Here is a 22,241-nt window from a genome sequence, read left to right on the forward strand (position 1 = left end):
TTCTAGGCTGGGTGAGTGCTTCTGAACTGTGCATGAGGGGCTGAACGTCTCAGCGCCCGTTGCTCGCGGTTACTTCTGAGGGTTAGCCCGGGTCCTCTTGGCGACGGCGGGGCCGGGTGGTCTGGGGGCATCGAGGGTGCTGATCAACTCGGCCAGAATCGACTCCAAACCGGCCACGTCGGGCGCGAGGGTTGCCTGCTCATAGCCCACCAACAGGTATACAGCGGTATCGGCGAACTGTTTGGCCTTCTGCGGATCGGCGGTTATTTCGAGGGCGGAGTCAAGGACGATTTGATGCCGAAGAGCGTCAACTTCAACTTGAGTCGCTCGGACTTCGGTATCTGTGCTGCTCCATGCGCGAAAGCCGGCCTCTGCGCGGTGGTTCAAACCCACGGCGACACGGGCGAGCTGTGCGATGCGACGGCTCGGGTCGGGTTCGGTTCTGGCCAGAGCTAGCTGGGAAGTCGTGGCCTCCGTCTTCCAATGCTCTACGAGTTCGCGTCGATAGTGAGTCCAACTCGGGAAAAAGTGATAAAACGAGCCCGTCGTGACACCGAGTCGACGGCATACCTCAGCGAGCTTGAGGCCCAGATATCCAGCGTCCGCCAGAACTTCGTAGCCCACTGCGAAGTAGTCGCTCCGCGCTACCGCCATCGTGGATGGGCTTCTATGCACGCCGCAGCATGGGCTCCGGCCTCAGTCGATGTGGCGAGTGATTGCACGAGAGTGCCTCTTCCCTTAGCGGTCCCGGCGACGGGCCAATGGATCCGGCGCGGAATCCGGGTCTGAGCGGAGATCCGGCAGAAGCCAGCACCTCTTAGCAGTAGTGATGTGCCGCAACACACTACAGACAATCTATCATGAATTAAAATACACTCCGCGTCCAAAGCTCGGTCATCGGGTCCTCGTCTCGGTGGCCAGCCCATGGCGGATCATTGACTGGGCGGTGCTCACCACTGCCTCAACGGAGCCTCGGCGCGGATTCCACCATTCGACAGCCCAGTTCAGGGCGCCGAGGACCAGCATCTGTGCAATGTAAAGGTCTAACTCAGGCCGCAGAATCCCTTCGCGTGCAACATCATTGATTATCTTGCGCCACACATCGCCATACTGTTCCTCTTCACGGATCTGACGCTTGCGGATCTTGACAGGTATCTGACCTGCATTGCGGATCGAGGCGGTCGTATAGTCCGAGAGCTCCAGCTCGTGGATCAGATGTGCTTCGGCCGCCGCGAGTAGCCGTTCGAGCGCGGGCGTGCCATCGGGAAGCTCGTCCAAGACTTTTCCGACATATGTTCGCATGTCGGCGATTCCGGCCCACATGACCTCTTCGATCAGGTCGTCGCGCGATGGAAAGTAGTAGTAGATCGCCGGAGCTTGCAGTTCGGCCACCGATGCGACGTCGACCAGTCGCAGACCCGCATAGCCGCGAGTGGAGAGGACTTGCGCTGCCGCGTCCAGGATGCGGGATCGCGTCAACGCTGATTTCGAATCAAGCGCTGCGGTGTCCTCATCGAGATTGTCACCCGATGTCGCATCCTGAACATTTCGCCTGGTCATTCCAAGAATTATATGGGGTTGGACGAAGATCCGGCACACGGGGCGGCTCTGTAACATCAATTAGATCCTGGTGATCAGTCTGTCGGCGGACTGGCGGGCAAGCTGACGCAGTCCTCTGCGGTATTTAACATAGAATAAAAAACTGTCGGCCATGACCCAGCTCGCACAGCGGGCTGGGTAGAACAACAAGAAGTTTGCTGGAGGTATGAGGTGAAGCATCGGGCGGAGGGGCCGTACTTCGAGGAGTTGGAGATTGACCAGGTGTTCGATGATGCGCCAGGCTGCACGCTCACGGCCGGTCGTCAGGCGGTTCACCAGGCGATCGTCGGGGATCGGCTACAGCTTCCCCTTGACGACCAGTTGGCCACGGTTGTTGCGGGTGGCCCAGTTGCGCATCCTGCCTTTGTCTGGGACGTCGCTATAGGGCAGTCAACTGTCGCTACGCATCATGTCAAGGCGAACCTGTTCTACCGCAACCTGATGTTTCACAGAATCCCGTTGCTGGGCGACACCCTGCGCACGGTTACGCGCGTCGTCGGCCTAAGGGAGAACGGGCGCAGAGAGGGCCGCAGACCGACCGGGCTCGTGGCGCTGCGCATGACAACCGAGGATCAAGACGGGCGTGTCGTGCTCGACTTCTACCGGTGCGCAATGCTTCCACTTCGAAGCAGTGAGCCGACAGGTAGATCCGATGACCTGAGCGCGATTGGATCGGCCCTGCCCGACGGATTGGGAATGAGCGTGTCTGATTACGACCTCAGCGCAGTGCGGTCGAAGCCCATGGCAATGCAGGTCGGTGAATCGATAGAAATAGTTGGCGGTGATGTTGTCAGCAGCGCTCCGGAGTTGGCGCGTCTGACTCTGAACATCGCGAGCGTCCATCATGACCACTGTGCAGCTGGTCGGCGATTGGTATATGGCGGGCACACAATTGGGCTCGCTCTGTCGCAGGCGACGCGGGCATTCCCCGGCATGGTCTTTGTGCTTGGTTGGCACAGCTGCGACCATCTCGGCCCGGTTCGAGAAGGGGACACACTGCGCAGCGTTGTCGAATTGGAGCGCGTCGAGATCAACGAGTCCGGGGGCAGCGTGGTCCACCTGAGATCGAGGGTGGTCGCGGACGGGGACGATGTGGACGCAGCGAGACCGGTACTCGATTGGAGATTTGTAGCGTTGCTCGGATGATCCAGGCCGTTGTTCGTCACTCACCAGCGGACCAGTGCTGGGGCTCGGCGTGTCGATCATCGAATAGTGTGTGTGGCGATGGCTAAAGCGACGCGACGACCGGCGGGCAGATTTCGATCAGTGGACACCGATGGTGCCGCTGCATCGGGCATCTTTGCCGCCCTGGCACGGTTGCTGGAGCGGGTGGCCTTCAGTGACATCAGCGTCGCCCAGATCCTCGATGAGGCGAAGGTCTCGCGGGCAACGTTCTACTTCTACTTCTCATCGAAGTTTTCAGTGCTCGCGGGCCTGCTTACGCAGGCTATGGACGACATTTTCGAGACTGTGCAACCGTTTCTCGCTCGCTCGGCAGAGGACTCACCCGAAGCTGCTCTTGAGAGAAGTATCCGCGCTGTCACCGAGGCTTGGCACCGCCACCGTGCGGTACTCAACGCGGTCAATCACCATTGGCAGAGTGACGCGGAACTGCGTGATTTATGGCTCGGTATTGTGGAGCGATTCGTTGCTGCCGGAGCGAAAGAAATCGAGCGCGAGCGTGCCGCGGGCAAGATCACATCACCGGAGTCCGGGCGAACACTCGCATCTCTTCTCTTCTGGGGCACCGAACGTGTGCTGCATGTTGCTGGTCAGGGCATAGAACCCTCCTGGCCGGACGAAGGGGCGGCCGTGGGCCCGTTAGTAACTATGTGGCACGGCACTCTCTACGGCTAGATCTATTGCTTAAGCGATGGCGTTGTACGCTTGTTGGGCGTTCCGGAATTGATACGTCCGCGTTCCTGCGCCTCAAAATTTGGTTATGCGTGGGCCCGTGCCGACACAGTTTTCAACACGTGCTCCATTTCAAAAATTGAAATGAATTTCAGGGCTCGTATCTGATTGCTCAGGCAACTAACAGCCGTGTCTGGATAATGAGAACAGTTGAACCATCACAGCGACAGAACTGAAACTAATGCCGTGCGTTGTTGCGTGGACCTATTTAATGCTGGAGAAATGATACGAACTTGAGAATAAACCCAGATGACACGGCGTGAGGGATCGGCGCCGCAAGCACCTTTCTGATCAGAAATGGCAGATCAGGGTCGCCATGAGTGATGCTGGCGGCGTCAACGCTGACGACATGTGGGGCCTGACAGCGATCCGGCGCGGACCCGCAAGGACCCGTACCTGAATATCGACCAACTCATCGCGAACAACACCCGTCTGTGGATCTATTGCGGCAGTGGTGATGCCACTGATCTGGATCAGGGGCGCTGCGGTCTGAAAGTGATCTCCGCTGGTGTTATTGAAGGCCGTGCGATCGTCTCGGACAAGAAGTTCGCTGAGGCCTACGGGTCGGCGGGCGGCACGAATGCATACTTCGACTTCCCCGCGGGTGACATTCATAACCAAACGTACCGGGGTAATCAGTTGCGGGCCATGAAAACCGACGCGGTTGGCTACCTGAACAAGTCGCCCTCGGCGTTGGGTTGACGGAGGGCGCCTCGAGGGCGGGCCCCTAGCGCCGCGCGGTGCGGCTGAGTCGGTGTGCGCGCCGGAGTAGCAGTTGTCCCAGTACCGGCTGCCGCTCGCGGTTGAACCGGGTCTCGATTCCGGTCAAAGTCAGTGCGCCGATGGGGTTTTGGCTGGTATCGAACACTGCTGCGGCCATACCCCAGGAACCTTCGACCACCTGACCGGGATTGATGGCCCAGCCGGTCTTTCGGGTGACCGCGATGCGCTCCCAGACGACATCGGTACGAAAACCGTTGCCCCATTCGGACTGTAGATCCGCTCGTTCCAGGTAGGCGTGGATCGCCTCGTCGGGCAGGTAGGCCAAGACGGCCATGCCTGACGAGACGACACCGAGCGGAAAGCGTGCACCCTCGTACAGCACATGCGACCGGATCGGAAAGTCCCCATCCTCTCCCAGCAGCACGACGGTGTGATCACCGCGACGCAGGGAGAAGAAAGCGCTCTCGCCGGTTTCGCGTGCCAGTGCCGCCACGTCGGCCGCTGCCTTCTCGGTGATGTTGTAGCGGGGTGCCGATGCCGCACCTAACACGTAGATCTCCGGCCCCAGGAACCACTGGCCCGAGCGTGCGTCGCGCTCCACGAGGCCTTCCGCGGCGAGCGACTCCAGCAGGCGATGCGCGGTGGCTCGCGGGATGCGGGTGCGGCGGGCGAGTTCCGTGGTGCTCACGCCGGTTCCGGTATCTGCCGAGACCGCACGCAGCAGCGCCGCGGTGCGATGTACCACGCTGGGGGCCTCGGTCACACACCTCACGGTACGCGTCCGCTGAATGGACGTTTGAGTTCTTTGGTGTTCATCGGGCGGGAATTATCATCGCCTTCCTTGCCCTGCAGTGCAGCTTTCCTCCATGGTGGGGTCACCGTTAAGTGGACGCCCGACTGGGCATGGAGGTGGTTGTGGGCGAGAAACGGACCGTCGAGCAGCGTGGCCTGTGGTTCGAGGAGTTCGAGACCGGCGTGCTGTATCTGCACCGACCGGGCCGGACGATCACCGAGGCCGACAACGTTCTGTTCACCACGTTGACCATGAACACCCAGGCACTGCATCTCGACGCCGCGTTCTCGGAGGCGTTACCACCGTTCAACCAGCGTCTGGTGAACTCGATGTTCACCCTGTCGACGTTGGTCGGGTTGTCGGTCGCGCAGCTGACCCAGGGCACCATCGTCGGCAACCTGGGATTCTCTGAGATCGCGTTCCCCAAACCGCTGTTCCACGGCGACACCCTGTACGCGGAGTCCGAGGTGATCGACAAGCGCGAATCCAAGAGCCGGCCCGGTGAAGGCATCGTCACGTTCGCGCATACCGGCAGAAACCAGCACGGTGATGTGGTGGCCGCAGCCTCGCGCAAAACGATGGTGCGCAAGCGCTCCGCAGGGCAGCAGTCATGACCCTGCCCCAGGCCGGGCCCGGCTGGCTTTTCTGCCCCGCAGACCGCCCGGAGCGCTTTGAAAAGGCAGCCGCGGCAGCCGATGTGGTGATTCTCGATCTTGAAGACGGGGTGGCCCTGGCAGATAGGCCGGCCGCGCGCGATGCGCTGATCAGTGCCCCGCTCGATCCCGCTCGGACGGTGGTTCGGCTCAACCCCGCCTCCACCGCGGACCACCCGCTGGACCTGGAGGCCGTCGCACAGACCGCGTATACGACGGTGATGCTGGCCAAGAGTGAGCACGCCGATCACGTCGCGGCACTGGCCCCGATGAACGTGGTGGTGCTCGTCGAAACTCCGCTCGGTGCGCTCAACGTCGCCGAACTGATGCGGCCCGCGAACGTCGTCGCGGCGATGTGGGGTGCGGAGGATCTGTTCGCCGCGACGTGGGGCACCAACAACAGGTGGCCCGATGGCAGCTACCGCGATGTGGCCCAGCACGTACGTTCTCAGACTTTGTTGGCAGCAAAGGCATTCGGGCGTATGGCGCTGGACGCGGTGTACCTGGACATCAAGGGGCTCGACGGGCTGCGCGTGGAGGCCGATGATGCCGTCGCCGTCGGGTTCGACGCCAAGGTGGCCATCCATCCCACCCAGGTGAGCGTCATTCGTGAGGCGTACAAGCCGACCGATAAACAGGTGCGGTGGGCGCGTGCGGTGCTCGAGCTGGCGGTGCGGGAACGTGGAGTATTCCAGTTCGAGGGCGCGATGGTCGATGCGCCCGTGCTGCGCCGCGCGGAGCGGATCGTTCAGTTGAATGCCCTGACCGGTGGACAGCCCGGGTGAGAAACATTCGGTTACCGCGCACCGGAATCCAGGGTGTCGGCTCGGCGCGCTCACTAGAGTTTTCGGTGATCCGTCCCGTCTATCGGTGCCCGGGATGCAGCAGTGCAGGTGGTGAAACGAGACGATGAAGTCCTATGACGCCGGGTCGTCCGCGTGCCAGATCCTCGAGGAGACGATCGGGGAAAACTTCGAGCGGATAGCCCGTACCCACTCCGATGTGGATGCCCTCGTCGATGTCTCGGGCGACCGCAGATGGACCTATCGCGAGCTCGACGCCGAGATCAACCGCGTGGCACGCGGACTCATGGCGCTGGATGTCGCCGCGGGTGACCGGGTCGGAATCTGGGCTCCGAATTGCACCGAATGGGTGCTGGTGCAGTACGCCACGGCCAAGATCGGTGCGATTCTGGTCACCATCAATCCGGCCTACCGGACCCACGAGCTGGCCTATGCGCTCAATCAGTCGGGCGTCCGCACGCTTGTCTGCGCCACCGCGTTCAAGTCCTCCGACTACGTCGCCATGGTGCGCCAGGTACGCCCGGATGTCCTGGCCCTGCGGGACGTCGTGTTCATCGGCACCTCCGATTGGACGGACCTGGTGACGGGAGCCGACCGGGTCTCCGGGGACGCGCTGCGTAGCAGGATGTCGCAGCTGTCCAACACCGATCCCATCAACATTCAATACACCTCGGGGACGACGGGATATCCCAAGGGTGCGACCCTGTCACACCGCAACGTGCTCAATAACGGCTACTTCGTGACCGAGTCGATCCATCTCAAAGCCGGTGACCGACTGTGCATCCCGGTGCCCTTCTACCACTGTTTCGGGATGGTGATGGGCAACCTCGGCTGTACGACCCACGGTGCCACCATCGTGATGCCGGCACCGGGATTCGATCCCGCGCGCACTCTCGACGCCATTGAGCGCGAACGTTGCATCGGGGTGTACGGAGTACCGACCATGTTCATCGCGATGTTCGCGGACCCCGAATTCGCGCGGCGGGACCTGTCCTCGCTGCAGACGGGCATCATGGCCGGTTCGGTATGTCCCGTGGAAGTGATGAAGCGGTGCATCGACGAAATGCATATGGCGGGGGTCGCCATCGCGTACGGCATGACGGAAACTTCGCCGGTCTCCTGTCAGACGCTCTTCGATGACGATCTGGATCGCCGTACCGCGACCGTCGGACGTGTGCATCCGCATGTCGAGGTCAAGATCGTCGATCCCGGCACCGGGGAAACGGTGGAGCGCGGGCATTCCGGTGAGCTGTGCACCCGCGGTTACTCGGTGATGCTCGGGTACTGGAACGACGAGGAGCACACCCGTGAGGTGCTCGACGCCGACGGCTGGATGCACACCGGCGACCTGGCGGTGATGCGAGAAGACGGCTACTGCGCCATCATTGGGCGAATCAAGGACATGGTGATACGCGGCGGCGAGAACATCTACCCGCGCGAGATCGAAGAGTTCCTGCTCACCCACCCGGACATCGAGGATGTCCAGGTTGTCGGGGTACCCGACGAGAAGTACGGCGAGGAGCTGTGCGCGTGGGTCCGGACGCGTACGGACCGCGTGGTGCTCGACGCCGTCGCCATCCGCGCCTTCGCGTCGGGGCGCCTCGCCCACTACAAGATTCCGCGTTACGTGCATGTCGTTGACAGCTTCCCGACGACCGTGACCGGAAAGGTGCGCAAGATCGACATACGAGAGCAGGCCATGGAACTTCTGGGATTGCGAGAGCGGGGCCGGACACATGGGCAGTAGCACCTACGAACGATTTGTCGAGCATGTGGCGCAGCGGTATGCGGTGCCACACAACGACTACGAAGATGTGTGGCGCTGGTCGGTCGAATCTGTTCCCCAGTTCTGGCGCGCACTGTGGGAGTTCTTCGAGGTGCCGGGTCGCGGATTGCGTGACGGTGATGAGGGCGTGCTGGTCAAGCCCGTGATGCCTGGGACGCAATGGTTTCCGGGCACCGAGCTGAACTATGTGGACCTGGTGCTGCGCCATACGCGCCAAGACGGACCCGCGATCGTGGGTGTGGACGAGGCGGGGGAGCGCACCGAGATCGGTTGGCGGGAGTTGCCGGGCCGGATTGGTGCGGTGGCCGCCGAGCTGCGTCGTCTCGGTGTGGGCCACGGCGACTGTGTGGCTGCCTATCTGCCGGATGTGCCCGATGCGATGGTGGCCTTCCTGGCCGCCGCGGCCGTCGGCGCGGTCTGGGCGGGATGTGGCCAGGACTACGCTCCTGCGGGGGCTGCTGCGCGGCTGGGGCAGCTCAACCCGAAGGTGCTCATCGCTGGCGCCGGGTACCAGTACAACGGTCGTTGGGTGGACAAGGAAGCCGACACCGCCGAATTGCACCGCCTGCTACCTGGAGACCCCGCGCTGATGGTCGAATTGCCCACGGGCAGTGTCGACCCGGCGGTCGAGATGGTGCCGTTCGATCATCCGATCTGGGTCTTGTTCAGCTCTGGCACCACGGGCAGGCCCAAGGGGATTGTGCACGGCCACGGGGGCATGCTGCTGGAACATCTCAAGGGCGCGGGGCTGCACTGTGATCTGGGCCCGGGCGATGTGTTCTTCTGGCAGACCGCGCTGTCGTGGATGATGTGGAACTTTCGGCTGGCCGGGCTTCTGGTGGGGGCCACCGTCGTCTGCTACAGCGGGCATCCGCTGTACCCCAACGCAGATCGGTTGTGGGAGCTACTGGAAACGGAGAAGGTCAGCTACTTCGGTACCAGCCCCGGACACCTGCAGGGGACCAAGAAGGCGGGACTGGAGCCGTCGTCCAGACATGACCTGAGTGCGCTGAAGACGTTGGGCAGCAGCGGGTCTCCGCTCTCTTCCGATATGTTCGCCTGGGCAGGCAGGCATGTCGGGGTCACGGTGTCCTCGTTATCGGGCGGCACCGATGTCTGCACCGCGTTCGCCGGCGGTACACCGGGAGTGCCCGCGCACCCGGGTGAGCTACCCGCCCGCTACCTGGGGGTGGACCTGCGCAGCTGGTCACCCGATCGTCGGTCCCTCATCGGGGAAGTCGGCGAGATGGTGATCCTGCAGCCCATGCCGTGCATGCCGATTCGATTCTGGGACGATCCCGACGGCTCGCGTTATCGGGCCGCCTATTTCGAACACGAATGGGCCGATGGCCGCGCGCCCGGAGTCTGGCGGCACGGCGACTGGGTGACCGTCACCGAGCGGGGATCGCTGGTGATCCACGGCCGCAGCGATGCAACCTTGAACCGCAACGGAATTCGGATGGGCTCGGCGGATATCTACGAGGTCGTGGAATCAATGGACGAGATCGCCGAGGGATTCGTGCTCGGTGTCGACGGTCCTGACGGTGCCTACTGGATGCCGCTGTTCGTCACCATGGCACCAGGCCGCACCTTCGATGAGGATCTGGGAGCACGGATCGCGCGGGAGATACGTACTCGTTTGTCGCCCCGCCACGTCCCCGATGAGGTGATCGAGACCCCCGGGATTCCGCACACCCGGACCGGTAAAAAGCTTGAAGTCCCTATCTGCGGGGTATTGGCGGGGCGTGCCGACGTGTCCTTGGATCCCCGGTCGATCGACAACCCGGACCTCATCGACTGGTACCGCGCACGGGGGCGTGACCACAGCTGGTAGCGATGGCCGACAGCTCTTGCGCGGCCCGCGACTTGGACCCAGTATACCAATCGGTATACATCTGCTTGGTGCGTTGATTGTCTTGCACTGCAGGGTCTTATGGGCAGAACTCAACGAGGAGGATTCCATGGCAGCACGATTTGCGGACTACCCACTTCCCCTGAAGCTTTTGATTGTGGGGCGCTCGCTCGTCGCCTCGGGCAGTCTCCTTACGCCGAACGTGTTCGCGAGCGTTTTCCGGATGGAGGCCGCCGGAACGCCTGCCATACCCATGGGCCGCATGTTCGGCATTCGGAACGCGCTTTTGGCGCTTGGGTTGTCGCGCCTTGGCGCATTCACCGACCCCACCACGTTTCTGAAGCTGAACGTGCTGACCGATGCCGTTGATGCGGCAGTGTTGGTTGCGGCCGGCCGTCGAGGCGAGCTCAGTAAGACCACTTCGACTCTCGGTACCGCGGTGGCCCTCTCGGCTGTCGTGGTGGGGGCCGCCTCGTTGGCCGCATTATCGGCGCCCGAAGCCTAGCCCCACGGTGAGTAGTCCGCGATCAGCTCTTCCTGCGTCGGCCGCTGCGCCTCGGGAATATGCACCAGATTGATCCGCACCCGGTACCAGACCGAACTCGGTCCGCGCATTCCGTCGATCAGAATATCTTGTGGTTCAAGGAATTCAGCCACATTAGGGTAGCGGTCACGCCAGATATCAAGTGCTGCCTGGGCTTCCGGCTTGGTCTTGGTCCGCGCGATTTCGATGAGCGGCATCGTCGACCGGCGGTGTCCATCCCGGGCGGCGCCCTTCGGCGCCTTCTCGGCGGGTCCCAGCTCGGCGGCCAATTCCAGTAGCCGATCCAGCGTCCCGGTAGCGGCTTCCCTCTCCACATCCATGCCCTGCCACGGATCGCCGATATCGGCGAACCGCTCGCGGACCCTGTGCAGCGTGAATTCCGAAGGGCGGCAACTTGCCACCTCGTCCCAGCGCAGCGGCGTCGAGACCCGGGCATCCGGGGTCGCCCGCACCGAATAGGCCGAGGCGACGGTGCGGTCCTTCGCGTTCTGGTTGAAGTCGACGAACACCCCGTGGCGTTCCTCCTTCCACCACCGGCTGGTCGCCAGCTCCGGGGCGCGGCGCTCCACCTCGCGGGCCACCGTCTCGGCGGCCAACCGCAGCTCCCGGAACGTCCATCGCGGGGCCACCGGCGCGTAGATGTGAAAACCTCGGGAGCCGCTCGTCTTCGGCCAGGCCGTGAGCCCGTGATCCTCCAATACCTCACGCACCACGAACGCGACATCGAGGATCTGGCTCCACGGCACCCCGGGCACCGGATCGAGGTCGATGCGCAGTTCGTCGGGGTGGTCCAGGTCGTCGGCACGCACGGGATGCGGATTGAGGTCCACGCACCCCAGGTTGACCACCCAGGCCAGCGACGCCGCGTCGGTGACGACGGCTTCCCGGGCTGAGGTCCCCCGCGCGTAGTGCAGTTCGGCCGAGGCGATCCAATCCGGACGCTTCTCGGGCACACGCTTCTGGAAAATCGCTTCCTGTGAGATGCCCTTGACGAACCTCTTCAGGATCATCGGCCGGTCCCGCACCCCGCGCAGCGCCCCTTCGGCGACACCCAGGTAATAGCCGACGAGGTCGGCCTTGGTGATGCCCGTTTCGGGAAAAATAACCTTGCCTGGGTGCGTGATGGTGACATCGCGTCCCGCGACCTGCAGCACGAGGTCGGCTTTGGATGAGCCGCTCGCGCGAAGACCATCCGACATGGCGTCATCGTAGGGCTGCAGACCGACTTTCCTGGGCGTACTTGGTGACAGGCCCCCGACCGACCGGTTGGGTGTACCACTGAGAGGGAGGTCACATAGGCTGTTGATCATGTCGATCACCGCCGAACGGCCGCTCTTCTCGAAACTTCAGACTCTTGCGAAGCGCGGTGGCGCTGAGCTGCATTATCTCCGCAAAGTCATCGAGGCGGGCATGCTCAAACTGGACCCGCCGAACGTGCTCGGGGGCATCGTCCGCGACTTCTATCGCTTCGGCGAAATCGGCGCGGTACCGGCGTTCGGCGCCCACCGCAGCCCGTCGCGGACCGCGATCATCGACGACGAGGGCTCGCTCACTTATGCCGAGCTGAATGACGCTGTCAACGCCCTGGCCCATGGCCTGAATCGTCTCGGTATCACGGGCGGAGACGGGGTTGCGATCCTGGCGCGCAACCACCGCTGGTTCATCATCGCCAACTACGCCGCTCACCGTGCCGGTGCCCGGGTGATCCTGCTCAACACAGACTTCTCCGGCCCGCAGACCAAGGAAGTCGCCGAGCGTGAAGGTGCCCGCGTCCTCATCTATGACGCCGAGTACGCCGAGTTCCTGGACGGGTACAGCCCCGAGCTGGGCCAGATCATGGCCTTGCCGACCAACCCGGAAAACCCTGACCAGCCGGCCTCGGACGACGAGACCATTGCGTCGGTGATCAAGCGCAACAGCACCTCGCCGGCACCGCGCCCGTCGAAGTACTCGTCGTTGGTGATTCTCACCAGCGGCACCACCGGCACGCCGAAGGGTGCCCCGCGCAAACTGGCACTGACCCTGGCGCCGGTTGGCGGCATGTTCTCGCATGTGCCGTTCCGTTCGGGTGAGGTGACCTCGGTACCCGCTCCGATGTTCCACGCGCTGGGCTACCTACACCAGAGCTTGGCGCTGACGTTGGGATGCACGCTCATTCTGCACCGGAAGTTCAAGCCCGAGACCGTGCTTACCGATATCGAGAAGTTCAAGGTGACCGCGATCGTGGTGGTGCCGGTGATGCTGAACCGCCTCCTCAACGCTCTCGACGAGATGCCCGCCAAACCCGACTTGTCCTCGCTGCGTATCGTTTTCGTGTCGGGATCGCAGCTCGGCGGTGAGCTCGCATCCCGTGCGCTGGACACCCTGGGCCCGGTCATCTACAACCTGTACGGATCCACCGAGGTTGCCTTCGCCACCATCGCGCGGCCGCAGGATCTGGCCATCAACCCGTCCACGGTGGGTCCCGTTGTCAAGGGCGCGACCGTGAAAATCCTTGACGACGAAGGCAAACCTGTTTCGCAGGGCACCGTCGGCAGGATCTTCGTCAGCAACGCGATCCCGTTCGACGGCTACACCGGCGGTGGACACAAGCAGATCATCGACGGACTCATGTCCAGCGGCGACGTCGGCTACTTCGACCAGCACGGGCTGCTCTACGTGTCCGGTCGCGACGACGAGATGATCGTCTCGGGCGGCGAGAACGTGTTCCCGGCCGAGGTCGAGGACCTCATCAGCGGTCATCCCGAGGTGGTCGAGGCGACCGCGCTGGGTGTCGATGACCCGGAGTGGGGAGCGCGGTTGCGGGCCTTCGTGGTTCGTCACCCCGAGTCCACGGTGGACGCCGATGGTATCCGTGCCTACGTGCGCGACAACCTGGCTCGGTACAAGGTGCCGCGCGATGTCGTGTTCCTGGACATCTTGCCGCGCAATCCTTCCGGAAAGATTCTCAAGCGCCAGCTGCGCGAGCTGGAGGTATAGGCGGCCATGTCCGACGGTCTTCGCGTAAACGGCTCATCCGCGTCCCGGGACCACGACATCGTGCTGTACGGGGCGACGGGATACGTCGGGAAACTCACGGCGCTGTACCTGGCCGGACGGGTGGAGGCCACCGGTGCGCGGATCGCGCTGGCCGGGCGCAGCACCGACAAGCTTGCCGCGGTGCGTGATGCCTGCGGTCCGGCGGCGCGGGATTGGCCGCTGATCGAAGCCGATACGACCCGGCCGTCGACGCTGGCGGCGATGGCGGCGTCCACACGGGTGGTCCTGACCACCGTCGGTCCGTACACCAAGTACGGGCTGCCGCTGGTAGCGGCGTGCGCCGAGGCAGGCACCGACTACGCGGACCTGACCGGCGAGGTCAACTTCGTCCGGGAGAGCATCGACGTATACGGCAAGCAGGCTGCAGATACCGGTGCCCGCATCGTTCACTGCTGCGGATTCGATTCCATCCCATCGGATTTGAGCGTGTACGCGCTGTACCGGCAGGCGCAGGACGACGGTACCGGCGAGCTGCTCAACACCACCTATGTGCTGAGCAAGTTCCGCGGTGGTGTCAGCGGCGGCACGGCCGCGTCGATGGTCGAGGTGATGGAGGCCAGCGCCGAAGATCCTGAGGTGCGCCGTAACGCGCAGGACCCCTACTCGCTGAGCCCCGATCGTCCGGCCGAACCTGAGGTGGGGCACCAGCGCGAATTCCAAACACTCCGAGGTGAATCCATCGCACCCGAGTTGGCGGGCAAGTGGCTCGGCGCGTTCTTCATGGGGCCCGTCAACACCCGGATCGTGCGGCGTAGCAATGCGCTGTTGGACTGGGCATACGGCACCCGGATGCGGTACCGCGAGACGATGAGTTTGGGTGGTTCGGTGATCGCCCCCGTCGCCGCAGCGGCCGTGACCGGAGCGCTGACGGTTGGCTTCGGGCTGGGCACCCGCGTTCCTATGCCCAAATTCATTGCCCAAAGGCTGCTTCCGAAGCCGGGAACCGGACCGAGTGAACGTACCCGCGAACGGGGCCACTACCGCGTCGAGACTTACACCACCACAACCGAGGGTGTGCGGTACCGGGCGATCATCGCCCAGGAAGGCGACCCCGGCTACAAGGCGACTGCCGTGTTGCTCGGCGAGAGCGGCCTGACCCTGGCGCTGGATCGCAGCGAATTGCCGGACCGGCTAGGGGTTTTGACACCTGCGGCTGCCATGGGTGACCCGCTGCTGAAACGGCTCCGTGCGGCCCGAGGTGTGACGGTCGAAGTCGAACGGCTCTAGGTTTTCGCCGCTGAATGATTGGAGTGGGTATATGTCCGTATCGGTGGTAGAGGCGGGGCCTCAGCAGGTCAGCCGTTCAGTCGACGTGTCTGCTCCGGCAACGGAGTTGTTCGCCATCGTCGCGGACCCGCGACGTCATCATGAGCTCGACGGGTCGGGCACTGTCGGCCAGAACATCCGCACGCCTGACCATCTCGTGGTTGGGTCGCGCTTTTCCACCGGGATGCGGATGTTCGGCCTTCCCTACCGCATCACCAGCGTGGTGACGGAATTCGATCCTGACAGGGTCGTTGAATGGCGCCATCCGCTGGGTCACCGGTGGCGCTGGGAGTTTGTCGCACTGTCGCCGACCAGCACCCGCGTCACAGAGACGTTCGACTTCCGCAACGCCGGGCCGATCCAAAACCTGTTGAACTACAAACTGCCCGGTTTCATCAAGGCGAACACCCGCGGGATCGAAGCCACTTTGCAGCGACTCCAAAACCGGTACAGCTAGCCGGCGGATTCCCCGGTGGCCCGGGCGGCCGGCGACTGGCTGATCGCCTCCAGCACCGTCACGATTTCATTGGTGACCTCGCTCGCGCGCTCATTGGGCAGCATGTGGCCCGAGCCCGGGTAGGTGCGCAGTTCGTTGGTCTGCAGGGCCGACGCAATGATCCGGGAATCGCCTGCCGGAGTGAGGAAGTCGCGGGCGCCTGCCAGTACCGCGGCGGGCTTGCCGCGGTAGGCGCTCAACCCTTCGGTCAGATCCTCATGGAGCACCATGCTCTCGGCGGCATCCTTGTAGCTGCGCGGGGTACCCGAGCGGATCTGGTCCCATACTCGGCTGACGTCATACGGCCGCGGGTCACGCCCGAACACCAGCGTCGAGATGATAGGGCGCATGAGGTATCCCTGCTGCAGGAACCAGCCCTGCGCGACGACGCCCAGGATGACCGCCTTGACGACCGTGAACACCGGCGGGACCACCCGGAGCCGGTGCAGGAGCCGTCCCGCTGAGGTGGCGACGAAGACCGCGGCAGAAATCCGCTGGGCCACCAGGTCCGGGTGGTACTCGCCGAGGCCCATCATGGTCATACCGCCCATCGAGTGACCGACGATCACGATCTGCCCCGTGGGGATCTCGGCGTTGATGAAGTCGGCAGCATCCGCGGCGAGCTGCCGAACATTCACGGAGCCCCCGGGCGCCGGATCGGACTTGCCGTGGCCGCGGTGGTCGAGGGCGATGATCCGCAGTTCGGAGTTGCGCTCGTGCAGCGGACCCGCCACGTCGTCCCACGCCTCGCGATTCTGGGTCCATCCGTGCAGGAACAGCACGGTGACGGCTGATGAGCCGCCCGCACGCAGACCTGCGCCGCCGGCCGCGCGGTTACCGGTGTCGGAGAATCCGATTCGGGTGCCGTCAGCAGCGATGAAGAAATCCTCGCGCTGACGCCACGCGGTCTCGGTGGCGGAATTACGGGTCACGCGGCAGTCCTAACAGTCGCTCGGCAATGATATTTAGCTGCACCTCGGAGGTGCCGCCGTAGATGGTGGTCGCACGGCTAGCTAAAAGATAGTCCGCCCACCGACCCTGCTCCTGCCCGGAATCGCCGATGGCGCCATCTTGTCCAAAGTGGTTCACCACGAATTCGGCGTAGCCCTGCCCCGTGCGCATGCCGAGTAGCTTGGACACCGCGGCCGACGGCATCGGGTCGCCGCCGGCGAGGGTCAGCAGGGTGGAGCGCAGATTCAGTAGTTTGACCCCGTGCCCCTCGGCGATCAGCTGGCCCGCCCGGTCACGCGCGACCTCGCTGAGCTCGTGCCCGCCGACGAAGGCCACCAGGTCGTCCAGGCTGGCCAGGAACGGCAGGTCGGAACTGCCGATCGAAACCCGTTCCGCCGTCAACGTATTGCGGCTGACCTCCCAGCCGCGGTTGACCTCGCCCACTACCAGCTCATCAGGCACGAACACGTCATCGATGAAGACCTCGTTGAACAGTGCACCGCCGGTCATTTCGCGTAGCGGCCGAACGGTGACACCCTCGCTCTTCATGTCGATGAGGAAGTAGGTGATGCCATTGTGTTTGGGGGCGCTGGGGTCTGTGCGCGCCAGGCAGGCACCCCAATCGGCGAATTGGGCCACCGAGGTCCAGATCTTCTGACCGGTGAGCCGCCAGCCGCCGTCCACCTTGACCGCTTTGGTGGACAGACCCGCGAGATCCGACCCGGCGCCGGGCTCGGAAAACAGCTGGCACCACATCATTTCGCCACGGAATGTGGGCGGCAGGAACCGTTCCTTCTGTTCCTCGGTGCCATACGCGACGATGGAAGGCACCAGCCAGGTCGCGATGCCGAGCTGTGGCCGGCGCACCTTTCCGGTGAGGAACTCCTGCGAGATGATCACCTGCTCGATGGGAGACGCGGAGCGCCCCCACGGCGTGGGCAGGTAGGGCAACACCCATCCGCCTTCGGCAATGGCGGCATTGCGTTTCCCGGACGGGATCTCCTTGAGAGCGGCAACCTCGGCGCGAATCTCCTCACGGAGGGCCTCGGTTTCCGGTGCCAGATCGATGTCCACCTTGCGCAGTCCGTGCTCGACGGCAGAGCGCACCACGGTCGCGGGCGCGCCGCCGGAACGACCCAGGGCGGCACTGAGACCCAGCGCCCTGCGGTAGTAGATGTGGGCGTCGTGCTCCCAGGTGTAGCCGATACCGCCGTGCACCTGAATGCAATCCTGCGCGCACTGCTGGGCTGCTGCCGGAGCCAGCGTCGCGGCCACCGCGGCCGCGAACTCGACGACGCCCGCGGCCTCGTCGGCGTCGTCCAGGGCGCGCGCGGCGTCCCACACGGCGGCGGTGGCCCGTTCGGTGACGGCGGCCATGGTGGCGCACTTGTGCTTGATGGCCTGGAATTGTCCGATGGGGCGGCCGAATTGCTCACGCACCTTGGCATATTCGGATGCGGAGTCCGTCGCCCAGCGAGCGACGCCGACAGCCTCGGCGGATATGAGCGTGGAGATGATGGCCGTGGCGCGGGCATCGGTGAGGTTGGTCAGCACGCGATCGGGCCGAACCTGCACGCCGCGTGCCGACACATGCGCCACCGGCCGCAGCGGGTCCACACTCTGTTGCGGGTCGAGAGTGACGTCATCGGCGCTGAACACCGCCCACACTCGGTCGGTGCCGACGGAGACCGGCGCCACCACGTAGGCCGCCGACGCGGCCGACAGCACTGAACGCGCCTGTCCGTCAACGGTCAGAGTGCCATCGGAATCCGTTGCCGTGAACGATGATCCAGCAGAGAAGGTGGCGATGGACACGCCAGAGGCCAGATCATTCAGCAGGGGATGGCCAGGGTCGTGGGCGCTGATGAGCGCGCTCGCGATCACCGAGGGGACAAACGGGCCGGGCGCGGCGCCCCGCCCGAACTCGGCCACCACAATGGCAAGTTCGAGCGCGCCAAACCCTTGGCCACCAATCGATTCAGCGAGATGAACGGAGGTAAGACCCTGATCCGCCGCGGCCTTCCAGAACGGCGGCGGCCACGGCAACGGCGTCTCGAGCGTCTCGTGGAGCAGCTCGGAGGGCACAACGCGCTCGACGAACGCATGCGCCGAATCCGCAAGTGCTACATGCTCACTGTTGATGGCGATCGGCATGGGATTGCTTCCTAACTATTCGGAGCTGGGCTCGCTGTGGCTGGCGCGGTCTTCATATGCGGCACGGGCCGAGGTGCCATGAGCATCGAGCATGAAGTGGTCCATCCCCAGTGATCGCGCGGCAGGGCCGTACAGCGATCGGGGCAGCATTGCGGTGGTCCGTAGCAGGGGGCCGAGTTTCTTGGGCACCATGACGGGGAACTTTCCCTTGCGTACGGCTTTCAACACACCGGCCGCAATATCTTCGGGCTGAACGATTCCCAGCAGCCAGTGCTTTTCCAGGCCGGCCACCAGTTCGGTGTTGACCACGCCGGGCATCACACAGACAACGGAGATGTTGTCATCTTTGAGCTCGAGGGTCAGTGATTCGCAGAGGCCAACCACGGCCCACTTCGTCGCGCAATAGGTGGCGAGTCCGGGCACGCCCATCTTGCCCGCCGCCGACGCGATGTTGACGATCACGCCACCGCCACGCGGCTTCATCCGTGCGACGGCGAGCTGACTGCCCCAGATGACGCCGCGCACGTTGATATCGAGCTGGCGCTGGATGGATTCCAGGGATTCTTCCCCGAACGGGGTGATGGGCATGATGCCCGCGTTGTTCACGATCACGTCGACGGGGCCGATGGTGGCCGCGATGGTGTCGAGGAAGGCCTCGAAGCTGCCGTGGTCGGTCACATCCAGCGGCAGGCCGATGGTGCCATTGCCGATCTCGGCTGCGGTGTTCTCACACAGCTTCTTGTCGATATCGCCGATCGCGACCTTGGCACCTTCGGCGGCGAACGCCGTGGCGATGGCCCGACCGATTCCCCGGGCTCCGCCGGTGATGGCGACGACCTTGCCTGCGAGCTGTACGGCTGTTCCCATTCGTCCTCCCACGCCATTGTGGTATCCGTTGTACGAATCTTTACGAATTCCGCCTAGTGTAAATCTTCGGGCGCTAGCCTAACGCACGCGGTCAGCTAGCGGCATCCCCTCTTGTATACGCCGACAGTTGTCGATCGCGTGGTCCAGGTAGCGCGTCATGGTGTCCGCGGTGAACCAGGTGACGTGCGGCGTGAGCACCACATTCGGCAGTGAGAGCAGCGGGTTGTCCGATGAAACGGGCTCTTGGGCAAAGACATCGAGACCGGCCGCGCCGAGTGGGCCCTGCCGGAGCGCATTGACCAGCGCCGCCTCGTCGACGACGGCTCCGCGTGAGGTGTTCACCAACACCGAACCGGGCCTCATCTGAGATAGGGCGGTGGCATCGAGCAGGCGGGTGCTGGCCTCGGTCAGCGGCAGATGCAGCGAGACGATATCGCTGCTGGTCAGCAGGTCATCGAGGCCGCGCCAGCCGTCGGTGCCGTCGTCGCGGGTGCTGGTGTGCAGCACGGTGGAGCCCATCGCCAACAGGATGCGCTCGAGTGTCTTGGCGATGTTGCCGTATCCCACCAATCCGACTGTGCACGAGCCGATATCGCGCACCGTCTCGCCGAGGGACTGATCGGTGGGCCAGCCGTGACCGGTGCGAATGTCGCGGTCCAGTCGCGGCAACTGCCGCAGCGCCGCCAACATCAGCAGTAGTGCGCCCTCGGCGACCGAGGGCGCGTTGGCTCCCGGCATGTTGGCGACGGCCACCCCGTGCTCCCTTGCGGCCTCCAGGGCGATGGTGTTCACCCCCGCGCCGAACTTGTGGATCAGCCGTAGCCGTTCGCCCCGCGCCACGTCGTCTGCGGACAGCGGGCGCAGCACATGCCATAGCACCTCGGCCTGCGGCAGTTCGGCGTAGAAGGTGTCATCGTCATCTTCGGCGCAAAAGCGCACGTCGAGCCAATCGGCATGCGGTGCAAGCTGTTCACGGACCCGAGGACCGCCGGGAAAATGGGCGAGAACTCTCACCACCGTGTGCTTGCCCATTCCGCGATGGTATCGGCCTGATCCTGGCGGGCCCCGGGGTTCTGGAAGTAGTGGTCGGCATCGACGGTCGCCTGAGACTTGTCGGCCGAGCCCAGTGCGTCGTAGATCCGCCGTGCGTCCGAGGGGAAGACCCCGGTGTCACCGTCGGCGTTGATGACCAGTGCCGGGACGGTGACGTCGGCCAGGTGTGGTTCGGCACGGGTCTGTGCGTGCGACAGGCTCCACATGCCGAGCCAGTTCTTCAGCGTGGTGGCGCAACCGATCCCGAACGTGGAGCGGTTGGCCTTCACCGGAACACCGGCGTAGCACAGGTTCGCGGGACGCTTGGTTGGCTCCAGCGTGGGGTCGACCATGCGTGGGTCGGCCCAGGTGCGGTGCACGGTGAAGGCCCGGTCGCTGAACCCCGCCGCGCGTACGCGTGTGAGCTCGTCGAGGGCCCACGCGGTGATCCGGTGATTGCGTGCCGCCTGTCCCGCACGGTATTTGGCGACGAATTCGGGGGAGTAGGCCGGTCCGTTCGCCTCGTTGAACAGATCGAGGGCGGGGTCGGTGGAGGCCGGATCGCTTTCGTCGATCACCGAGGCGTCCATCCAGTCCGTGAGTACGTCGGGGCGGCCCAGGTGCGCCGCCGTGGCGACGTACCCGGCGGCGGCGGGCAGGCTGTCCAGCCCTTCCGCGGGGCGCATGCCCTCCAGCGGTGTCACCTTGGGTGCGGCTGCCTGAGACTGATAGGCCGCCATGAGCGACCCGCCCCCCGAGTTACCCAGCAGGAGTACGGTTTCCACTCCCGCTTGTTCGCGCAGCCAGCGCACGCCCACGCCGATGTCGACTAGGGCGTGATCGAGCAGGAACTGGCTTTCGAATCCCCGGAATCGGGTGTTCCAGCCCAGGAATCCATACCCATGCCGGGCCAGGTATTCGGCGATGTAGTGCTCGGAGAAGTCGATTTGGTAGTGGGTGGCGATGAAGGCGATCTTGGGTTTGGTGCCTGCGGCCCGGTGGTACAGGCCCTGGCATGGATGACCGCCGGCGCCGTTGCGCCCGGCGGTCGGCGAGGGCAGTCCGATGAACTCTCGCTCGACTGTCACTTCGGTGGGCATTCAGCAGACCTCCTTGGAATAGATGGCGCGGTAACAGATTCCGGCCAGGGTGTCGATGCAGGCATCGTCGTCGACGGTGGCGGCGTTGCCCTGGCTGAGCTGGTTGTAGGCGAATTGGTTCATCATCGAGACGATCGCGGTCGCCATGAGGTGCGGATCATTGCCGGGGCTGTATCCGTCACGTTGCGCACGTTTGATGGTGGTAGTGAGGAAATCGATTGGTTCGGAACATATTTGGTTCCAGAAATCGGCGAACTCGGCACTGATCATGGCCATCTGCGACACGCTGATCATCTCGGCCAGTTGATGGCGCCAGGTGAGCCAGTGTGCGGTGGCGATGTCGCGTGCGCGCTGCTTATCTGTCTGTGCCCGTGGCTCCGCGACCAGGGACGAGACGCGCTCCTGCGCCTCGGTGCGAAATCGGATGGCCCATTGCGCGACCATCGCCTCTTTGGAGTCGTAGTAGTTGTAGAACGACGCCGTGGACCGGCCTGCTTCGGTGGCGATATCGGCGACGGTGGTGGCAAGAATTCCTTTGCGGGCGATCACCGTTCGTGCGGCCTCGTCGATAGCGGCCTGGGTTTGACGGCCCCGCACGGTGGGTTGAACCACGCTCACCTCCCTCTGGCGAGCATGCTCGTGCTCACGTTGCCGATGGGTATTGACCCG

The 22,241-nt window shown here is 64.0% G+C and carries 20 protein-coding genes and 1 pseudogene; 11 read left to right on the top strand and 10 right to left on the bottom strand.

The features are described 5' to 3' along the window. Positions 1 to 69: 69 nt before the first annotated feature. Positions 70 to 654, bottom strand: a complete 585-nt coding sequence (locus tag B4393_RS09535) for a TetR/AcrR family transcriptional regulator (RefSeq protein ID WP_078334006.1) — start codon at positions 652 to 654, stop codon at positions 70 to 72. A gap of 240 nt (positions 655 to 894) precedes the next feature. Further along, positions 895 to 1,560, bottom strand: a complete 666-nt coding sequence (locus B4393_RS09540; protein WP_078333899.1) for a TetR/AcrR family transcriptional regulator — start codon at positions 1,558 to 1,560, stop codon at positions 895 to 897. Between the two features lie 210 nt (positions 1,561 to 1,770). On the opposite strand from B4393_RS09540, the gene B4393_RS09545 reads away from it, so the two are divergent. From B4393_RS09545 to B4393_RS09555, 3 genes and pseudogenes are all read left to right on the top strand, one after another. Beyond that, positions 1,771 to 2,745 carry a hotdog family protein gene (locus B4393_RS09545; protein ID WP_078333900.1) on the top strand — a complete coding sequence of 325 codons (975 nt, stop codon included), beginning with the start codon at positions 1,771 to 1,773 and terminating at the stop codon, positions 2,743 to 2,745. 78 nt (positions 2,746 to 2,823) lie between these two features. Beyond that, entirely contained in the window at positions 2,824 to 3,456 is a 633-nt protein-coding gene (locus B4393_RS09550; RefSeq protein WP_078333901.1) for a TetR/AcrR family transcriptional regulator, read from the top strand. A gap of 337 nt (positions 3,457 to 3,793) precedes the next feature. After that, a pseudogene (locus B4393_RS09555) lies at positions 3,794 to 4,215 on the top strand (alpha/beta hydrolase-fold protein); the annotation flags it as partial. Between the two features lie 25 nt (positions 4,216 to 4,240). Here B4393_RS09555 and B4393_RS09560 read toward each other — a convergent pair. Next, on the bottom strand, positions 4,241 to 4,999 hold the full coding sequence (locus B4393_RS09560; protein WP_078333902.1) for an IclR family transcriptional regulator: 759 nt from the start codon (positions 4,997 to 4,999) through the stop codon (positions 4,241 to 4,243). A gap of 152 nt (positions 5,000 to 5,151) precedes the next feature. On the opposite strand from B4393_RS09560, the gene B4393_RS09565 reads away from it, so the two are divergent. From B4393_RS09565 to B4393_RS09585, 5 genes are all read left to right on the top strand, one after another. Then, entirely contained in the window at positions 5,152 to 5,643 is a 492-nt protein-coding gene (locus tag B4393_RS09565; protein ID WP_078334007.1) for a MaoC family dehydratase, read from the top strand. Then, positions 5,640 to 6,467, top strand: coding sequence for an HpcH/HpaI aldolase/citrate lyase family protein (locus tag B4393_RS09570; RefSeq protein WP_078333903.1), 828 nt, complete (start codon positions 5,640 to 5,642; stop codon positions 6,465 to 6,467). The genes B4393_RS09565 and B4393_RS09570 overlap by 4 nt, the downstream gene beginning before the upstream one ends. Positions 6,468 to 6,591: 124 nt before the next feature. Next, positions 6,592 to 8,232 (top strand): AMP-binding protein, encoded by a 1,641-nt coding sequence (locus tag B4393_RS09575; RefSeq protein ID WP_078333904.1) that lies wholly within the window; start codon positions 6,592 to 6,594, stop codon positions 8,230 to 8,232. Then, positions 8,222 to 10,105 (top strand): acetoacetate--CoA ligase, encoded by a 1,884-nt coding sequence (locus B4393_RS09580; RefSeq protein ID WP_078333905.1) that lies wholly within the window; start codon positions 8,222 to 8,224, stop codon positions 10,103 to 10,105. Before B4393_RS09575 ends, B4393_RS09580 begins: the two co-directional genes overlap by 11 nt. Positions 10,106 to 10,232: 127 nt before the next feature. Continuing rightward, positions 10,233 to 10,628: a hypothetical protein gene (locus tag B4393_RS09585; protein WP_078334009.1), complete on the top strand. Its 396-nt coding sequence runs from the start codon at positions 10,233 to 10,235 to the stop codon at positions 10,626 to 10,628. On the opposite strand, the gene ligD is transcribed toward B4393_RS09585, so the two are convergent. Next, the gene (gene ligD, locus B4393_RS09590; protein ID WP_078334008.1) at positions 10,625 to 11,821 is read right to left on the bottom strand and encodes a non-homologous end-joining DNA ligase; all 1,197 of its coding nucleotides are present in this window, start codon (positions 11,819 to 11,821) and stop codon (positions 10,625 to 10,627) included. The genes B4393_RS09585 and ligD overlap by 4 nt on opposite strands. A 154-nt stretch (positions 11,822 to 11,975) precedes the next feature. On the opposite strand from ligD, the gene fadD2 reads away from it, so the two are divergent. Genes fadD2 through B4393_RS09605 form a run of 3 tightly spaced genes read left to right on the top strand, consistent with a single transcriptional unit; the run spans position 11,976 to position 15,429 of the window. Beyond that, entirely contained in the window at positions 11,976 to 13,646 is a 1,671-nt protein-coding gene (fadD2, locus tag B4393_RS09595) for a long-chain-fatty-acid--CoA ligase FadD2 (RefSeq protein ID WP_078333906.1), read from the top strand. A 6-nt stretch (positions 13,647 to 13,652) separates the two neighbouring features. Then, complete coding sequence (locus B4393_RS09600) at positions 13,653 to 14,933, top strand: saccharopine dehydrogenase family protein (protein ID WP_078333907.1); 1,281 nt, start codon at positions 13,653 to 13,655, stop codon at positions 14,931 to 14,933. A 31-nt stretch (positions 14,934 to 14,964) separates the two neighbouring features. After that, positions 14,965 to 15,429, top strand: coding sequence for an SRPBCC family protein (locus B4393_RS09605; RefSeq protein WP_078333908.1), 465 nt, complete (start codon positions 14,965 to 14,967; stop codon positions 15,427 to 15,429). Here B4393_RS09605 and B4393_RS09610 read toward each other — a convergent pair. The 6 genes from B4393_RS09610 to B4393_RS09635 all read right to left on the bottom strand — a co-directional run bounded on the left by B4393_RS09610 (position 15,426) and on the right by B4393_RS09635 (position 22,184). Beyond that, on the bottom strand, positions 15,426 to 16,400 hold the full coding sequence (locus B4393_RS09610; RefSeq protein WP_078333909.1) for an alpha/beta fold hydrolase: 975 nt from the start codon (positions 16,398 to 16,400) through the stop codon (positions 15,426 to 15,428). The genes B4393_RS09605 and B4393_RS09610 overlap by 4 nt on opposite strands. Then, a complete protein-coding gene (locus B4393_RS09615) occupies positions 16,390 to 18,573 on the bottom strand; it encodes an acyl-CoA dehydrogenase (RefSeq protein ID WP_078333910.1) in 2,184 nt (727 codons plus the stop codon). Before B4393_RS09615 ends, B4393_RS09610 begins: the two co-directional genes overlap by 11 nt. Positions 18,574 to 18,588: 15 nt before the next feature. Continuing rightward, the gene (locus tag B4393_RS09620) at positions 18,589 to 19,440 is read right to left on the bottom strand and encodes an SDR family oxidoreductase (RefSeq protein WP_070938111.1); all 852 of its coding nucleotides are present in this window, start codon (positions 19,438 to 19,440) and stop codon (positions 18,589 to 18,591) included. Between the two features lie 78 nt (positions 19,441 to 19,518). Beyond that, entirely contained in the window at positions 19,519 to 20,472 is a 954-nt protein-coding gene (locus B4393_RS09625) for a 2-hydroxyacid dehydrogenase (protein WP_078333911.1), read from the bottom strand. Continuing rightward, complete coding sequence (locus B4393_RS09630) at positions 20,451 to 21,572, bottom strand: alpha/beta hydrolase (protein WP_078333912.1); 1,122 nt, start codon at positions 21,570 to 21,572, stop codon at positions 20,451 to 20,453. The genes B4393_RS09625 and B4393_RS09630 overlap by 22 nt, the downstream gene beginning before the upstream one ends. Then, entirely contained in the window at positions 21,573 to 22,184 is a 612-nt protein-coding gene (locus B4393_RS09635; protein WP_078334010.1) for a TetR/AcrR family transcriptional regulator, read from the bottom strand. It lies immediately after the preceding gene. Positions 22,185 to 22,241: the final 57 nt, after the last annotated feature.

This window comes from Mycobacteroides franklinii, from assembly GCF_002013895.1.
GTDB lineage: Bacteria > Actinomycetota > Actinomycetes > Mycobacteriales > Mycobacteriaceae > Mycobacterium > Mycobacterium franklinii.

What these genes read in the sequence shown, in the direction of transcription:
- B4393_RS09535 (WP_078334006.1), bottom strand. Translation starts at nt 654, where the DNA reads ATGGCGGTAGCGCGGAGCGACTACTTCGCAGTGGGCTACGAAGTTCTG.
- B4393_RS09540 (WP_078333899.1), bottom strand. Translation starts at nt 1,560, where the DNA reads ATGACCAGGCGAAATGTTCAGGATGCGACATCGGGTGACAATCTCGAT.
- B4393_RS09550 (WP_078333901.1), top strand. Translation starts at nt 2,824, where the DNA reads ATGGCTAAAGCGACGCGACGACCGGCGGGCAGATTTCGATCAGTGGAC.
- B4393_RS09570 (WP_078333903.1), top strand. Translation starts at nt 5,640, where the DNA reads ATGACCCTGCCCCAGGCCGGGCCCGGCTGGCTTTTCTGCCCCGCAGAC.
- B4393_RS09575 (WP_078333904.1), top strand. Translation starts at nt 6,592, where the DNA reads ATGAAGTCCTATGACGCCGGGTCGTCCGCGTGCCAGATCCTCGAGGAG.
- B4393_RS09580 (WP_078333905.1), top strand. Translation starts at nt 8,222, where the DNA reads ATGGGCAGTAGCACCTACGAACGATTTGTCGAGCATGTGGCGCAGCGG.
- B4393_RS09585 (WP_078334009.1), top strand. Translation starts at nt 10,233, where the DNA reads ATGGCAGCACGATTTGCGGACTACCCACTTCCCCTGAAGCTTTTGATT.
- fadD2 (WP_078333906.1), top strand. Translation starts at nt 11,976, where the DNA reads ATGTCGATCACCGCCGAACGGCCGCTCTTCTCGAAACTTCAGACTCTT.
- B4393_RS09600 (WP_078333907.1), top strand. Translation starts at nt 13,653, where the DNA reads ATGTCCGACGGTCTTCGCGTAAACGGCTCATCCGCGTCCCGGGACCAC.
- B4393_RS09605 (WP_078333908.1), top strand. Translation starts at nt 14,965, where the DNA reads ATGTCCGTATCGGTGGTAGAGGCGGGGCCTCAGCAGGTCAGCCGTTCA.
- B4393_RS09615 (WP_078333910.1), bottom strand. Translation starts at nt 18,573, where the DNA reads ATGCCGATCGCCATCAACAGTGAGCATGTAGCACTTGCGGATTCGGCG.
- B4393_RS09620 (WP_070938111.1), bottom strand. Translation starts at nt 19,440, where the DNA reads ATGGGAACAGCCGTACAGCTCGCAGGCAAGGTCGTCGCCATCACCGGC.
- B4393_RS09625 (WP_078333911.1), bottom strand. Translation starts at nt 20,472, where the DNA reads ATGGGCAAGCACACGGTGGTGAGAGTTCTCGCCCATTTTCCCGGCGGT.
- B4393_RS09630 (WP_078333912.1), bottom strand. Translation starts at nt 21,572, where the DNA reads ATGCCCACCGAAGTGACAGTCGAGCGAGAGTTCATCGGACTGCCCTCG.